Raw genomic sequence first — 15,373 nt, 5'->3', positions numbered from 1 at the left:
GTACGCCTTTGTACGGGACGCTTCTTTCGAGCGACCGTCAGACCATCAGTGAACGGTCCGTCGGACGGATGGGGGCCGGCAGTTCGCTGACGCCGGTGAGGAAGCGGTCGACGCCGCGGGCGGCCGAGCGGCCCTCCGCGATCGCCCACACGATGAGGGACTGGCCGCGGCCCGCGTCACCGGCGACGAACACACCGGGGACGTTGGTCTGGAAGTCGGCGTCGCGGGCGATGTTGCCACGCTCGTCGAGGCCCAGGCCGAACTGGTCGACCAGTCCGTTCTGCCGGTCGGTGCCGGTGAATCCCATGGCCAGGGTGACCAGTTGGGCGGGGATCTTGCGCTCGGTGCCCGGCTTCCGGGTCAGCTTGCCGTCGACGAACTCGACCTCGACGAGGTGCAGCCACTGGACGTTGCCGTCCTCGTCGCCCTCGAAGTGGGTGGTGTTGACGGAGTAGACCCGCTCACCGCCTTCCTCGTGCGCGCTGGTCACCTTGTAGAGCATCGGGAAGGTCGGCCAGGGCTGGGAGACCGCGTTCCGCTCCTCGCCCGGGCGGGGCATGATCTCCAGCTGGGTGACGGAGGCCGCGCCCTGGCGGTGGGCCGTACCGACGCAGTCCGCGCCGGTGTCGCCGCCGCCGATCACGACGACGTGCTTGCCCTCGGCCGAGACCGGGGCGGTGACGTAGTCGCCCTCCTGCACCTTGTTGGACAGGGGCAGGTACTCCATCGCCTGGTACACACCCGTCAACTCCCGCCCGGGGACGGGGAGATCACGGGCGGTGGTGGCGCCGGCCGCGATGACGACCGCGTCGTAGCGCTTGCGCAGGTCGGTGGCCTTGAGGTCGCGGCCGACCTCGACACCGGTGCGGAAGCGGGTGCCCTCCGCGCGCATCTGCTCGATACGGCGGTTGATGTGCCGCTTCTCCATCTTGAACTCGGGGATGCCGTACCGGAGAAGGCCCCCGATGCGGTCCGCGCGCTCGTAGACGGCGACCGTGTGGCCGGCCCGGGTCAGCTGCTGGGCGGCGGCGAGGCCGGCCGGGCCGGAGCCGACGACCGCGACGGTCTTGCCGGAGAGCCGCTCGGGGGCCTGCGGGGCGACGTCACCGGTCTCCCACGCCTTGTCGATGATCGAGACCTCGACGTTCTTGATGGTGACCGGCGCCTGGTTGATGCCGAGCACACACGCCGACTCGCACGGAGCGGGGCACAACCGGCCGGTGAACTCCGGGAAGTTGTTCGTGGCGTGCAGCCGCTCGGAGGCGGCCGTCCAGTCCTCGCGGTAGGCGTAGTCGTTCCACTCGGGGATCAGGTTCCCCAGCGGACAGCCGTTGTGACAGAACGGGATACCGCAGTCCATGCAGCGGCTGGCCTGCTTGCTGATGATCGGCAGCAGCGAACCGGGGACGTAGACCTCGTTCCAGTCCTTCAGCCGTACGTCGACGGGGCGGGACCTGGCGACCTCGCGCCCGTGGTTCAGGAAGCCCTTCGGGTCAGCCATTGATCGCCGCCTCCATCATCTTCTCGGTGATCTCGGTCTCGGAGAGACCGGCTCGCTCGGCGGCGTCCTTGGCGGCGAGCACTGCCTTGTAGGCACTGGGAATGATCTTGCTGAAGCGGTCCACGGAGACGGGCCACTCCGCCAGCAGCTTCTCGGCGACCGTCGAACCGGTCTCCTCGGCGTGCCGGCGCACCACGTCGTGCAGCCACTGCTTGTCGGTGTCGTCGAGCGCCTCCACGGCGCCGGCGTTGCCCACGTTGACGTTCTCGGGAAGGAGGTCGATCACGTAGGCGACACCGCCGGACATGCCCGCCGCGAAGTTGCGGCCGGTCTCGCCCAGGACGACCGCCCGGCCGCCGGTCATGTACTCGCAGCCGTGGTCGCCCACGCCCTCGGAGACCACCGTGGCACCGGAGTTGCGGACACAGAACCGCTCACCGCTCCGGCCGCGCAGGAACAGCTCGCCGCCGGTCGCGCCGTAGGCGATGGTGTTGCCCGCGATGGTGGAGAACTCGGCGAGGTGGTCGGCGCCCCGGTCCGGGCGGACGATGACCCGGCCGCCGGAGAGGCCCTTGCCGACGTAGTCGTTGGCGTCGCCCTCCAGGCGGAGCGTGACACCGCGCGGCAGGAAGGCGCCGAACGACTGGCCCGCCGAGCCCGTGAAGGTGATGTCGATGGTGTCGTCGGGCAGACCCGCTCCGCCGAACTTCTTCGTCACCTCGTGGCCGAGCATGGTGCCGACCGTGCGGTTGATGTTGCGGATCGCGACCTGGGCGCGGACCGGCTGGGCATCGGCGGCGCCGGCCGCGGACAGGGCGTCGGCGGCGAGCTTGATCAGCTCGTTGTCGAGCGCCTTCTCCAGACCGTGGTCCTGGCCGACGACCTGGTGCAGCGCGGCGCCGTCGGGCAGTTCGGGCACGTAGAAGAGCGGGGCCAGGTCCAGGCCCTGCGCCTTCCAGTGGTCGACGGCGCGCTCGACGTCGAGCGTCCCGGCCTGGCCGACGGCCTCCTCGATGGTGCGGAAGCCCAGCTCGGCGAGGATCTCGCGGACCTCCTCGGCGATGAACCGGAAGAAGTTCACGACGTACTCGGCCTTGCCCGCATACCGCTCGCGCAGCACCGGGTTCTGGGTGGCGATGCCGACCGGGCAGGTGTCCAGGTGGCAGACGCGCATCATGACGCAGCCGGAGACGACGAGCGGCGCGGTGGCGAAACCGAACTCCTCGGCGCCCAGCAGCGCGGCGATGACGACGTCACGGCCGGTCTTCAGCTGGCCGTCGGTCTGCACGACGATACGGTCGCGCAGCCCGTTGAGCAGCAGGGTCTGCTGGGTCTCGGCGAGGCCCAGCTCCCAGGGGCCGCCGGCGTGCTTGAGGGAGGTCAGCGGGGACGCGCCCGTACCGCCGTCGTGGCCGGAGATGAGGACGACGTCCGCGTGCGCCTTGGAGACACCCGCGGCGACCGTGCCGACACCGACCTCGGAGACCAGCTTCACGTGGATCCGCGCCTGCGGGTTCGCGTTCTTCAGGTCGTGGATCAGCTGGGCGAGGTCCTCGATGGAGTAGATGTCGTGGTGCGGCGGCGGGGAGATCAGACCGACACCGGGGGTGCTGTGCCGGGTCTTGGCGACCCACGGGTAGACCTTGTGGCCGGGCAGCTGGCCGCCCTCGCCGGGCTTGGCGCCCTGGGCCATCTTGATCTGGATGTCGTCCGCGTTGACCAGGTACTCGGAGGTGACGCCGAAGCGGCCGGAGGCGACCTGCTTGATGGCGCTGCGCCGGGCCGGGTCGTAGAGCCGGTCCGCGTCCTCGCCGCCCTCGCCGGTGTTGGACTTGCCGCCCAGCTGGTTCATGGCGATGGCGAGCGTCTCGTGCGCCTCCAGCGAGATGGAGCCGTACGACATGGCGCCGGTGGAGAAACGCTTGACGATCTCGGAGACGGGCTCGACCTCGTCGATGGGGATCGAGGGGCGGTCGGACTTGAAGTTGAACAGGCCGCGCAGCGTCATGAGGCGCTCGGACTGCTCGTTCACCCGGTCCGTGTACTTCTTGAAGATGTCGTAGCGGGCGGTGCGCGTGGAGTGCTGGAGGCGGAAGACCGTCTCCGGGTCGAACAGGTGCGGCTCGCCCTCTCGACGCCACTGGTACTCGCCGCCTATGTCCAGGGCGCGGTGCGCGGGCGCGATGCCGCTGGCGGGGTACGCCTTGGCGTGCCGGGCGGCGACCTCCTGGGCGATGACGTCGATACCGACGCCGCCGATCTTGGTGGCCGTACCGCTGAAGTAGCTGTTGACGAAGTGCTCGTCCAGGCCGACCGCCTCGAAGACCTGGGCGCCGCGGTAGGAGGCGACGGTCGAGATGCCCATCTTGGACATGACCTTGAGGACGCCCTTGCCGAGCGCGTAGATCAGGTTGCGGATGGCCTGCTCGGACTCGATGCCGGTGAGGAAGGTGCCGGCCCGGACGAGGTCCTCGACGGACTCCATCGCCAGGTAGGGGTTGACGGCGGCGGCGCCGAACCCGATGAGCAGGGCGACGTGGTGGACCTCGCGGACGTCACCGGCCTCGACCAGCAGGCCCACCTGGGTGCGCTGCTTGGTGCGGATCAGGTGGTGGTGGACGGCCGCGGTGAGCAGCAGCGAGGGGATGGGCGCGTGCTCGGCGTCGGAGTGGCGGTCCGACAGGACGATCAGCCGGGCGCCGTTCTCTATGGCGGCGTCGGCCTCGACGCAGATCTCCGTCAGGCGGGCGGCGAGCGACTCGCCGCCGCCGGAGACCCGGTACAGGCCGGAGAGGGTCGCGGCCTTCATGCCGGGCATGTCGCCGTCGGCGTTGATGTGGATGAGCTTGGCCAGCTCGTCGTTGTCGATCACCGGGAAGGGCAGGGTGACGCTACGACAGGAAGCGGCCGTCGGCTCCAGGAGGTTGCTCGCCGGGCCGAGGGAGGAGCGCAGGGAGGTGACGAGCTCTTCCCTGATCGCGTCCAGCGGCGGGTTGGTGACCTGGGCGAACAGCTGGGTGAAGTAGTCGAAGAGCAGCCGCGGACGGGCGGAGAGCGCGGCGATCGGCGAGTCGGTGCCCATCGAGCCGATCGGTTCGGCACCGGCCTTGGCCATCGGCGCCAGGATGACGCGCAGCTCCTCCTCGGTGTAGCCGAAGGTCTGCTGGCGGCGGGTGACCGAGGCGTGGGTGTGCACGATGTGCTCGCGCTCGGGCAGGTCCGAGAGCTCGATCTCGCCGGCTTCCAGCCACTCGCCGTAGGGCTTCTCGGCGGCGAGGCCGGCCTTGATCTCGTCGTCCTCGATGATGCGGTGCTCGGCGGTGTCGACGAGGAACATCCGGCCGGGCTGGAGGCGGCCCTTGCGGACGACCTTCGCGGGGTCGATGTCGAGGACGCCGACCTCGGAGCCGAGGACGACGAGGCCGTCGTCGGTGACCCAGTAGCGGCCGGGGCGCAGGCCGTTGCGGTCGAGGACCGCGCCGACCTGGGTGCCGTCGGTGAAGGTGACGCAGGCCGGGCCGTCCCAAGGCTCCATCATCGTGGCGTGGAACTGGTAGAAGGCGCGGCGGGCCGGGTCCATGGAGGCATGGTTCTCCCACGCCTCCGGGATCATCATCAGCACGGAGTGCGGCAGCGAACGGCCGCCGAGGTGCAGGAGTTCGAGCACCTCGTCGAAGGAGGCCGAGTCGGAGGCGTCGGGCGTACAGATCGGGAAGATCCGGTCGAGGCCCTGCTGCTCGGCAGAGCCACTGTGCCCAAGGTCGGCGGAGCCACTGTGCCCATGGTCGGCGGAGCCACTGTGCCCATGGTCGGCGGAGCCACTGTGCCCATGGTCGGCGGAGCCGAACAGATCGGAGACGAGCTGCGACTCGCGGGCCCGCATCCAGTTGCGGTTGCCCTTGACCGTGTTGATCTCGCCGTTGTGCGCGACGAAGCGGTACGGGTGGGCCAGCGGCCAGGACGGGAAGGTGTTGGTGGAGAACCGGGAGTGCACGAGCGCGATCGCGGAGGCGAAGCGGCGGTCGGACAGGTCCGGGAAGAAGGGCTCCAGCTGGCCGGTGGTCAGCATGCCCTTGTAGACGAGGGTCCGCGCGGAGAGCGAGGGGAAGTAGACGCCGGCCTCGCGCTCGGCGCGCTTGCGCAGCACGAACGCCTTGCGGTCGAGGTCGATGCCCCGCGAGGAGCCGTCCGAGACGAAGAGCTGCCGGAAGGCGGGCATCGTCGAACGGGCGGTGACGCCGAGGAGTCCGGGGGCGACCGGGACCTCGCGCCAGCCGAGGACGGTGAGCCGCTCCTCGGACGCGATCGTCTCGATACGTGAGACGGCCTCGGTGGAGGCGTCTGAACCGTCCGGAGGGAGGAAGGCGATACCGACGGCGTAGGCACCGGCCTCGGGGAGTTCGAATCCGGCCACTTCGCGGAAGAAGGCGTCCGGGACCTGGGACAGGATGCCCGCGCCGTCACCGGAGTCCGGCTCGGCACCCGTGGCACCGCGGTGCTCCAGGTTGCGCAGCACCGTGAGCGCCTGCTCGACCAGCGTGTGGCTCGCCTCGCCGGTGAGGGTGGCCACGAAGCCGACGCCGCAGGCGTCGTGCTCGTTGCGGGGGTCGTACATACCCTGCGCGGCAGGGCGAGCATCCATGAAGGACCAGTTCTGGCCATTCGCGGAGTGCTGGGACGGCTGGCGCGGCGTACGCATCGGCTCTCCCGTCGTCGTCGTGGCATATGCGTGGGCATAGGGACGACGTTGGCCCTCTGCGAAGTCGGTGCAAAATTTCGTGCAGGTTACATGATGGAGCGATTCTCGGGAACCGGATATGCCGTTCCAACATGCGGACGCCGCGTGGTGGCGGCGGGGCACCGCGCGAGCGGTGGAAGTCAAGGGGACCGAAGCGGACAGATCGGTGTCCGTCGGTCCGGGGCAGAGGGAGCGTTCGTCGCCCGTCCCGCGGATGCGCGCCGGGCGTCATTGCCCGTAGCGCTTACGGGTCATGCCCGGTGTTTAAGCGTTCGAAACCAGCGAGTAACGGCTACTTATGCGGCTCAGCGCATAAGTGCGCGTCGCCCTATCCTACGGCCGATCCGATCAGCGTGCCCAGGGCGTACGTCACACCGGCCGCCGCGCCGCCGAGCGCGAGCTGCCGCACCCCGCTGAACCACCAGGACCGCGCCGTCACCCGGGCCACCAGGGCGCCGCACGCGAAGAGTCCGACGAGGGCGAGCAGCAGCGCCGGCCACAGCGCCGTCGCCCCGAGGAGGAACGGCAGCACGGGGAGGAGGGCGCCCAGCGCGAACGAGCCGAACGAGGAGACGGCGGCGACCAACGGCGACGGCAGGTCGCCGGGGTCGATGCCCAGCTCCTCGCGGGCGTGTATCTCCAACGCCTGCTCCGGGTCGCGGGAGAGCTGCCGGGCGACCTCGCGGGCCAGTCCGGGCTCGACCCCGCGGGCCGTGTACAGGGAGGCCAGCTCCGCCTCCTCGTCCTCCGGGTGCTTGCGCAACTCCCGTCGCTCGACGGCGAGTTCGGCCTCGACGAGTTCGCGCTGCGAGGCGACCGAGGTGTACTCGCCGGCCGCCATGGAGAAGGCGCCGGCGGCGAGACCCGCCAGCCCGGTGACGATGATGATGTGCTGGCCGGCCGCGCCGCCGGCGACACCGGTCATCAGGGCGAGGTTGGAGACCAGGCCGTCCATCGCACCGAACACCGCGGGACGCAGCCAGCCGCCGGTCACATCCCGGTGGGTGTGGTTGTCCCGATGCGCCTCGTGCAGCGTCGCTTCGGTGTCGAGGATGGCCATGCGGTGGTCCCCCAGGAGGTTCAGGAAGGTAAGGAGAGGCTAACTTTGGAAACGTTCCAGTCTTTGACAACAAGGAATGTACGCGTTTCATTTCCCCGCCACCAGCAAGGAAAGGCTCGGCTAACCTGCGCTTTTGCCTCCCGGCGCTCATCCGTGAGGAGCTCCGCACAGATGTCGACCGGGTGACAGCGAGACGGGTGAGGCTCTGCCGTACCGCCACTGTGGGACATATCGGCCACGGGTTCCGCGCCCCGGGCGAACCCCCGCAAGGAGAGGCCGCGCATGGCATCGATCGCCCGCACTCCCTCCGTCCCCGCCCGCGGTCCGCGGAACACCGTTGGCGACACCGGCGAAGACACCGCCCTTGACCTGGCGGTACTCCGTGACCGCGCCCGCGGCGCGCTGCTCGGCCTCGCCGTGGGGGACGCCCTCGGAGCACCGGCCGAGAACATGAAGCCCTCCGAGATCCGCGCCCGCTGGGGCCGCATCACCGGATACGTCGCCGAGAACCCGGCGGGCACGGACGACACCGAGTACGCGATCTTCTCCGGCCTGCTGCTGGCCCGGCACGGCTCCGCGCTCACCCCCGCCCATGTGGAGACGGCCTGGCACGCGTGGATCGCCGACCGCGACGAGGGCCCGTTCCGGGGCGCCGGCTTCAGCGAACGCGGCACCCTGGAGAACCTCCGCCGGGGTCTCGCGGCCCCCATCTCCGCCCAGCACCGCCACGCCTGGAGCGACGGTCTGGCCATGCGCGCGGCCCCCTTCGGCGTCTTCGCGGCGGGCCGCCCCGTCGAAGCGGCCCGCCTGGTCGCGATCGACGGCTCGGTGAGCCACGACGGCGAGGGCATCTACGGCGGCCAGGCGGTCGCCGCGGGTGTGGCGGCGGCGATGGCGGGCGCCCCGACGGTCTCGGTCGTCGCCGCCGCGCTGGCGGTGATCCCCGACGACTCCTGGACCGCGCGCTCCCTGCGCCGCGCGGTCGCGGTCGCCCACCGCGGCGAACGCGCGGTGCGCTCCGCGGTCGTCATCGGCGGCTACCCCTGGACCGACCTCGCCCCCGAAGCAGTGGCCCTCGCCTTCGGCGCCTACGCGGCGGCGGACGGCGACTTCAGGGAAGCGGTCCTCACGGCGGTCAACATGGGCCGCGACGCGGACACGACCGCAGCGGTGGCGGGCGCCCTGGCCGGCGCGACCCAGGGCGCCCGCGCCGTCCCGCCCGACTGGGCGACGGCGATCGGCCCGGCCCGGGGCAGCTGCCTCCCGGAGATGGCGGGCCACCACGTCCTGGACATCGCGGAGTTGCTCCTCCCCGGCGAGGCCGGGAAGTGGGCCAGGCACCCGGCCGCCGCACCGGAACGCGAGGCGTACGCGCTGGCGACGATCGCGGAGGCGGCGCCGTGACCGGGGACGGAGGGCGGTGCGCCGCGGGGGAAACGGGAGCGGCGGGGGCGGCGGCAGAAGTCCGTGGCGCGGAGGCCCGGCGGATCGAGGGGCTGCTGCTCGGACTGGCCGCGGGCGATGCCGCCGGGTGGCCCGCCGCGCGGCACCGGGCCGCCCGCATGCCCGAGTGGACCCGCCGCCTCACCCGCGAACTGGACACCTTCGCCGAACAGAACGCGACGACCACCCTCCCCGTCCCCATCGCCCTGAACCAGCCCCCCGAGCCCCTGCGGCTCGGCCCGTCCGACGACGCGGAGTGGGCGGCGTTCGCCGCGGAGGCCGTGCTGCGGGCCGGCGACGACACCGTCCTCGGCGACCTCGGCCGCGGCCGCAGGACCCGTGCCTCCATCGACCTCGGCTGGAACGCCGTGGCGAGTGAGGTCGCCGCGGCGGCGGACCGCGCGCCCGAGGTCGAGTCGGCCGTACTCCCCCTGCGCGCCCGCATCTCCGTGCGGGCCGGGCTGGGCAATCTCGTCGCCGGTCTCCGGCCGCCCGCGACCGGTCACGACAACCCCCACTACTTCGACGACGCCGCCTGCGTACGGGCCTGCGTGCTCGCGGTCGCCCATCCCGGCGAGCCCCGACTCGCCGCGGAACTGGCCGAGTTCGACGCCCGCTACACCCAGGACGGCGACGGGGTGCACGGCGCCCGGGCGATGGCGGCGGCGCTCTCCCTGGCGCTCGCCGGCGAGACCGTCGGCCCCTGTGTGGCCGCCGCCCTCGCCGAACTGCCGGACGGCACGGAGATCGGCCGCAACGCCCGGCACGCGCTGCGCCTGGCCCGGGACGCGGAGAGCGCCTTCGCCGTGGTGCCTCTCCTGGAACACCAGATCGTCGACCACGTCTACAGCTACGGCATCGCCGCCGCCGAGACCGTCCCGGTCGCCCTGGCCCTGGCCACCGCAGCCCGCGGCCGGATCGCCGAGGCGGTACCCGCGGCGGCCTGTCTGTCCCGGGTCGCCGACTCCGCCCCGGCGCTGGCGGGCGCCCTGACCGGCGCGCTCGGCGGCGGCCCGGCGATCCCGGCGGCCTGGCGGGACGCCTGCCGCACCCTCTCCGGCTGCGCGCTCCCCCGGCTGACCGGAACCGATCTGGTGGAACTCGCCGGACTCCTGGAAGCCGTACAACCGGCCCCGCCAGGAGGATGATTCGGGGCATGACGCCCAAAGGAGAAGAAAGCAGCGGGGCCGCGCTGGACGAACGGATCGCGGGGGCGCTGGTCGGCGCGGCCGTCGGCGACGCCCTCGGCGGTCCCGTCGAGGGCTACTCCCCCGACCAGATCCTCGAACGCCACGGCGGTCGGGTCCACGGGGTGGTGGGCCCCTGGCACGGCGACGCGTGGCGCACCGCCCGCCCCCTCGCCCCCTACCACAAGGGCGACGGTCACGTCACCGACGACACCTTGATGACCCACGCGCTGGTACGGGTCTACGCGCGGGTCCGCGACCATCTGGACGCGTACGCGGTCGCCGACCACCTCGTCCCCGACCTGCTGACCAACCCGCGCTGGATTCCGGAGCTGGAGGCCGAGGCGCTGCCGCTGCACCGGATCTTCCTCGCCGAGAAGTGGCTGGTGGCGCGGATCCACTACGGCCACGCCGACCCGCGCGAGGCGGGCACCGGCAACATCGTCAACTGCGGGGCGGCGATGTACATGGCGCCGGTCGGTCTGGTCAACGCGGCCAACCCGGCGGGCGCTTACGCCGAGGCGCTGGACATCGCGGGCGCCCACCAGTCGTCGTACGGCCGGGAGGCGGCGGGTGTCCTCGCGGCGGCGGTCGCGGCGGCCTGCGCACCGGGGGCGACGCCGGACTCGGTGGTGACGGCCTGTCTCTCGCTGGCGAAGGACGGCACCCGGGCGGCGATCGAGCGGGTCTGCGAAGTGGCGTGCCGCTACTCGGACTTCGCGTCGGCGCTGGTGCCGCTGCGGGAGGCAGTGGCACCGTACGACACGGTGGGCCCGGACTACCGCTCCCCCGGCCTGGACGCCCGGCGGCCCTCCCGGACCAAGGCGATCGAGGAACTCCCCGTCGCGCTGGGCATGTTGGTGGTGGCCGGCGGCGACTTCCGGCACGCGGTGCTGGGTGCGGTGAACTACGGCCGGGACTGCGACTCGATCGCCACGATGGCGGGCGCGCTGGCCGGCGCCCTCGGCTCCCCGGTGCCGGGCGAGTGGTCGAAGACGGTGGCGGAGGCGAGCCGCCTCGACCTGTGGGAACCGGCGACAAACCTCACCGAGGTGGCCCGCGAGCTCTTCGCCCGCGACGTGCTGCGACGCCGGGCGCACGAGACGGCGTTCGCCGGAATCGGAGGCCCCGGGTGCTCCGACTGACCTGGGTCCAGCCGGAGGACCTGCTCGGTCACGAGCTGCGCCAGGCGGCACAGGACGGACGCGAGGCCGCCGCGGTCGCCGAGCGGTGGCGGGCGGCAGGCGGTACGCGGGCGCCGGAACGGGCCGGGGCTTCGGAGGAACCCCCCTCCCGGTACCTGCGGCTGCTCGCCGAGGACCTGCTGGACGAACTCGCCGATCTGCCCAGCACGTTGGCGGAGTCCGAACCGACCGACCTGGCGCGGATCCGGGCCCTGTGCCCGGAGTGGCCCGCGCCGCGCTCCGCGCCGACGCCCTCCCGGGCCCGCTTCGAGGCCGCCTGGACGGGCCGGGCCGTCGGCTGCCTCCTGGGCAAACCCGTGGAGAAACTCCCCCTCGCCGCCATCCGCCGGCTCGCCCGGTCCACCGGCAACTGGCCGCTGCACACCTACTTCACCGCCCGGGGCGTCCCCGGCGAACTCCTCACCGCGCACCCCTGGAACCGCCGCTCCGCCGCCACCTCGCTCGCCGAGAACATCGACGGCATGCCCGAGGACGACGACCTCAACTACCCCGTACTGAACCTGCTGTTGCTGCGACGCCACGGCCGGGGCTTCAGCACCGAGGAGGTGGCACGGCTCTGGCTGGACGAACTCCCGGCAGGGCGTACGTTCACCGCCGAGCGGGTCGCCTACCGCAACCTCCTCACCGGTCTGGAACCCCCGCGGACGGCCCGGCACCGCAATCCGTTCCGCGAGTGGATCGGCGCCCTGATCCGCGCCGACGTGCACGGCTGGACCAACCCGGGAGATCCGGCCGCCGCGGCCGAACAGGCCCACCGCGACGCCACGTTGACCCACACCGCGAACGGTGTCTACGCGGCCATGTTCACCGCCGCCGTCATCGCCGCGGCGGCCACCGGCACCGCGGACGTCCACACCTGTCTGCGCACCGGGCTGACCGTCGTCCCGCCCGCCTCCCGGCTGGCCCGGGCACTCCACGACGCCCTTCGACTCGCGCGCGAGCACCGGGACTTCGACGACGTGGTGGACCAACTGCACGCCACCTACGACACCACCCACCACTGGGTCCACGCCATCCCCAACACCGCGCTGACCGCCGCCGCCCTCGCCCACGCGGACGGCGACTTCACCGGCTCCGTCTGCCGCGCGGTGTCGGGCGGCTGGGACACCGACTCCAACGGCGCGACCGCCGGCTCCGTCGCCGCCCTCCTCGCGGGCACCCCCGCCGCGCTCCCCGCCCGCTGGACGGCTCCCCTCAAGAACCGGCTCGCCACCTCCGTGGGCGACTTCGACGGCACCGGCTTCGACGCGCTCGCCCACCTCACCCACCTGGAGGCATCCCGCCCATGACCCTCATCGCCGTGCTCGGCAGCACGAACATGGACCTCGTCGCGTACGTGGCGAGGGCCCCGGGGCGCGGAGAGACCGTGACCGGACGGGAGTTCCGTACGGTCCCCGGCGGCAAGGGCGCCAACCAGGCGGTCGCCGCCGCCCGCGCGGGCGCCGACGTCTCGATGATCGGGGCGGTCGGCAACGACGGGTTCGGCACCCGACTCCGCAGCGCGCTGGAGCACTCGGGGGTGGACACCGACCATCTGCGCACCGTCGAGGGGCCGTCCGGCACCGCGCACATCGTCGTGGACGACGCGGGCGGCAACGCGATCGTCGTGATCCCCGGCGCCAACGGGACCGTCGACCATCTGGCCGCCGGCGACGAGTACCTCATCGTCTCCGCCGACGCCCTCCTCCTCCAGCTGGAGATTCCGCTGGCCGCGGTGGTCACGGGCGCCGAGGCGGGCCGCCGGCACGGCGTCCGGACGATCCTCACGCCGTCCCCCGTACGCCCTCTGCCACCCGAACTCCTCGCCGCCACCGACCTGTTGATCCCCAACGAGCACGAGGCCGCCGCCCTCACCGGCCGCACCGAACCGCGCGAGGCGGCGGCGGCCCTGCTCGACCTGGTGCCCGAGGTGGTCGTCACCCTGGGCGCGGCGGGCAGCCTGTACGCGGCCCGGGGCGCCGAGCCGTTCACCGTGCCCGCGCCCCGGGTGACCGCCGTCGACTCGACGGGCGCGGGCGACACCTTCGCCGGCGCCCTCGCGGTGGCACTCGCCGAGGGCCGGGCGACGCGCGAGGCGCTGGGCTGGGCGGCAGCGGCGGCGGCGCTCTCCGTGGAGCGGGCCGGGGCGTCGGCGTCGATGCCGTACCGCCCGGAGATCGAGAAGCGGTACGCCTCATGACCGACGCCCCCCTGACGGGCCTGCGCGTCCTCGACCTCGCGACGCTCTTCGCGGGGCCGCTCGCCACCACCATGCTCGGCGACTTCGGCGCCGAGGTCATCAAGGTCGAGCACCCCACCCGACCGGACCCCTCCCGCGGCCACGGCCCGTCGAAGGACGGCGTGGGCCTGTGGTGGAAGCTGCTCGGCCGCAACAAGCGCACGATCACCCTCGACCTGTCGAAACCGGGCGGCCGCACCACGCTCCTCCGGCTGGCCGCGACCGCCGACGTGATCGTCGAGAACTTCCGTCCCGGCACCCTGGAGAAGTGGGACCTGGGCTGGGCCGAGCTCTCCGCCGCCAACCCCCGGTTGGTCCTGGCCCGGGTCACCGGTTTCGGCCAGTTCGGCCCGTACGCGCACCGTCCCGGCTTCGGCACCCTCGCCGAGGCGATGAGCGGCTTCGCCGCGGTCACCGGCGAGGCGGACGGGCCCCCGACGCTGCCGCCGTTCGGCCTCGCCGACTCGATCGCGGCGCTGGCCACGGCGTACGCGGTGCTGACGGCGCTCGCCGCCCGCGACCGTACGGGCGAGGGCCAGGTCGTCGACATGGCGATCATCGAACCGATCCTGACCGTCCTCGGCCCCCAGCCCCTCTGGTACGACCAGCTCGGGTACGTCCAGCCGCGTACCGGCAACCGGTCCCAGAACAACGCCCCGCGCAACACCTACCGCACGGCCGACGGTGCCTGGGTCGCCGTCTCGACCTCCGCGCAGTCGGTCGCCGAGCGGGTGATGCGGCTGGTCGGCAGGCCCGAGCTGATCGACGAACCGTGGTTCGCCACGGGCGCGGAACGGGCCCGGCACAGCGACGTCCTGGACGCGGCGGTCGGCGACTGGATCGCGCGGCGCACCCGGACCGAGGTGCTGGCGGCGTTCGAGAAGGCGGAGGCGGCCGTCGCCCCGATCCAGGACGTCCGGGACGTGATGGAGGACCCCCAGTACCAGGCCCTCGCCACGATCACCACCGTCGACGATCCCGAACTCGGCCCGCTGCGCATGCAGAACGTCCTCTTCCGCCTCTCGGCCACCCCCGGCGCGATCCGCTGGGCCGGCCGCCCGCACGGCGCGGACACGGAGGCGGTCCTGACCGAGCTCGGACTGACCCCGTCCGAACGGACCGCCCTCCGTGCGGCGGGCGTCCTGTGACCGCCACCACCCCGCTGACCTGGCTCTACGTTCCCGGCGACCGGCCCCCGGTGGTGGCGAAGGCGCTGACCGCGGGCGCCGACGTGGTCGTGATCGACCTGGAGGACGCGGTCGCACCGGACCGCAAGGAGTACGCCCGCGCGGCCACGGCGGAGCTCCTCGCCGACGCCCGGCCGTCCCCGGCCGTGCCGGTCCACGTCCGGGTCAACGCCCTGGACGGCCCGTGGGCGGCGGCGGACCTCCGCTCGGTCGCTCCCCTGCCGGGCCTGGCGGGACTGCGGCTGCCGAAGGTGACGGACGCGGAACAGGTCGTCGGGGTCGCGCGCCGGTGGGGCCGCCCGCTGTACGCCCTCCTCGAATCGGCCCTCGGTGTGGAGCGGGCCTTCGCCATCGCCTCCGCCGACCCGGCCCTGCGCGGTATCGCGCTGGGCGAGACGGATCTCCGGGCCGATCTGGGCGCGCGGGAGGACACCGGGCTCGACTGGTCCCGCTCCCGGGTGATCGTGGCCGCCCGGGCGGCGGGCCTCGCGCCGCCGCCGCAGTCGGTCCACCCCGACCTGCACGACCTGGCAGGTCTGGCGGCCTCCTGCGCACACGGCCGGGCGCTGGGCTTCCTGGGGCGGGCGGCCATCCATCCGCGGCAGCTCGCGGTCATCGAATGTGCCTACCTGCCGACCCGCGCGGAGATCGAGGAGGCCGAGACGGTCGTCAAGGCGGCCACCGAGGAGGCGGGCGCCCAGGCCCTGCCCGACGGCCGGTTCGTCGACACGGCCGTGGTGGCGGCGGCCCGGCGCACCCTGTCCCTGGCCCGCCGGGGCTGAGCTGCCCGCACCTGCGTCGAGGGCGCCCCGACCGGTGGTCGGGGCGCCCTCG

Annotated in this window: 10 protein-coding genes; 7 read left to right on the top strand and 3 right to left on the bottom strand. The window is 72.9% G+C overall.

What is annotated here, in order from left to right:
- Positions 1 to 37: 37 nt before the first annotated feature.
- The 3 genes from ABZT12_RS17635 to ABZT12_RS17625 form a co-directional block, all read right to left on the bottom strand.
- On the bottom strand, positions 38 to 1,501 hold the full coding sequence (locus ABZT12_RS17635) for a glutamate synthase subunit beta (RefSeq protein ID WP_356384531.1): 1,464 nt from the start codon (positions 1,499 to 1,501) through the stop codon (positions 38 to 40).
- The gene (gltB, locus tag ABZT12_RS17630; protein WP_356384529.1) at positions 1,494 to 6,200 is read right to left on the bottom strand and encodes a glutamate synthase large subunit; all 4,707 of its coding nucleotides are present in this window, start codon (positions 6,198 to 6,200) and stop codon (positions 1,494 to 1,496) included. The genes ABZT12_RS17635 and gltB overlap by 8 nt, the downstream gene beginning before the upstream one ends.
- Before the next feature lie 367 nt (positions 6,201 to 6,567).
- Entirely contained in the window at positions 6,568 to 7,299 is a 732-nt protein-coding gene (locus ABZT12_RS17625) for a VIT1/CCC1 transporter family protein (RefSeq protein ID WP_356384526.1), read from the bottom strand.
- Positions 7,300 to 7,581: 282 nt separating this feature from the next.
- Here ABZT12_RS17625 and ABZT12_RS17620 point away from each other — a divergent pair, with 282 nt between their 5' ends.
- The 7 genes from ABZT12_RS17620 (at position 7,582) to ABZT12_RS17590 (ending at position 15,321) form a co-directional block, all read left to right on the top strand.
- Positions 7,582 to 8,703, top strand: a complete 1,122-nt coding sequence (locus tag ABZT12_RS17620) for an ADP-ribosylglycohydrolase family protein (RefSeq protein ID WP_356384523.1) — start codon at positions 7,582 to 7,584, stop codon at positions 8,701 to 8,703.
- An 83-nt stretch (positions 8,704 to 8,786) separates the two neighbouring features.
- Positions 8,787 to 9,890: an ADP-ribosylglycohydrolase family protein gene (locus tag ABZT12_RS17615; protein WP_356384605.1), complete on the top strand. Its 1,104-nt coding sequence runs from the start codon at positions 8,787 to 8,789 to the stop codon at positions 9,888 to 9,890.
- Between the two features lie 8 nt (positions 9,891 to 9,898).
- On the top strand, positions 9,899 to 11,074 hold the full coding sequence (locus ABZT12_RS17610; protein WP_356384520.1) for an ADP-ribosylglycohydrolase family protein: 1,176 nt from the start codon (positions 9,899 to 9,901) through the stop codon (positions 11,072 to 11,074).
- Complete coding sequence (locus tag ABZT12_RS17605) at positions 11,062 to 12,423, top strand: ADP-ribosylglycohydrolase family protein (protein WP_356384517.1); 1,362 nt, start codon at positions 11,062 to 11,064, stop codon at positions 12,421 to 12,423. Before ABZT12_RS17610 ends, ABZT12_RS17605 begins: the two co-directional genes overlap by 13 nt.
- Complete coding sequence (gene rbsK, locus ABZT12_RS17600) at positions 12,420 to 13,313, top strand: ribokinase (RefSeq protein WP_356384514.1); 894 nt, start codon at positions 12,420 to 12,422, stop codon at positions 13,311 to 13,313. The genes ABZT12_RS17605 and rbsK overlap by 4 nt, the downstream gene beginning before the upstream one ends.
- Positions 13,310 to 14,500, top strand: coding sequence for a CoA transferase (locus ABZT12_RS17595; protein ID WP_356384511.1), 1,191 nt, complete (start codon positions 13,310 to 13,312; stop codon positions 14,498 to 14,500). Before rbsK ends, ABZT12_RS17595 begins: the two co-directional genes overlap by 4 nt.
- On the top strand, positions 14,497 to 15,321 hold the full coding sequence (locus ABZT12_RS17590; protein WP_356384508.1) for a CoA ester lyase: 825 nt from the start codon (positions 14,497 to 14,499) through the stop codon (positions 15,319 to 15,321). The genes ABZT12_RS17595 and ABZT12_RS17590 overlap by 4 nt, the downstream gene beginning before the upstream one ends.
- The last annotated feature ends 52 nt before the right edge of the window (positions 15,322 to 15,373 follow it).

The sequence above is a fragment of the Streptomyces sp. NPDC005423 genome (genome assembly GCF_040606415.1).
Lineage (GTDB): Bacteria > Actinomycetota > Actinomycetes > Streptomycetales > Streptomycetaceae > Streptomyces.
This window is presented reverse-complemented; position numbering and strand designations above follow the sequence as displayed.

Excerpts from the sequence above, each read along its gene's own strand:
- ABZT12_RS17635 (WP_356384531.1), bottom strand. The coding sequence starts at position 1,501 with ATGGCTGACCCGAAGGGCTTCCTGAACCACGGGCGCGAGGTCGCCAGG.
- gltB (WP_356384529.1), bottom strand. The coding sequence starts at position 6,200 with ATGCGTACGCCGCGCCAGCCGTCCCAGCACTCCGCGAATGGCCAGAAC.
- ABZT12_RS17625 (WP_356384526.1), bottom strand. The coding sequence starts at position 7,299 with ATGGCCATCCTCGACACCGAAGCGACGCTGCACGAGGCGCATCGGGAC.
- ABZT12_RS17620 (WP_356384523.1), top strand. The coding sequence starts at position 7,582 with ATGGCATCGATCGCCCGCACTCCCTCCGTCCCCGCCCGCGGTCCGCGG.
- ABZT12_RS17610 (WP_356384520.1), top strand. The coding sequence starts at position 9,899 with ATGACGCCCAAAGGAGAAGAAAGCAGCGGGGCCGCGCTGGACGAACGG.
- rbsK (WP_356384514.1), top strand. The coding sequence starts at position 12,420 with ATGACCCTCATCGCCGTGCTCGGCAGCACGAACATGGACCTCGTCGCG.
- ABZT12_RS17595 (WP_356384511.1), top strand. The coding sequence starts at position 13,310 with ATGACCGACGCCCCCCTGACGGGCCTGCGCGTCCTCGACCTCGCGACG.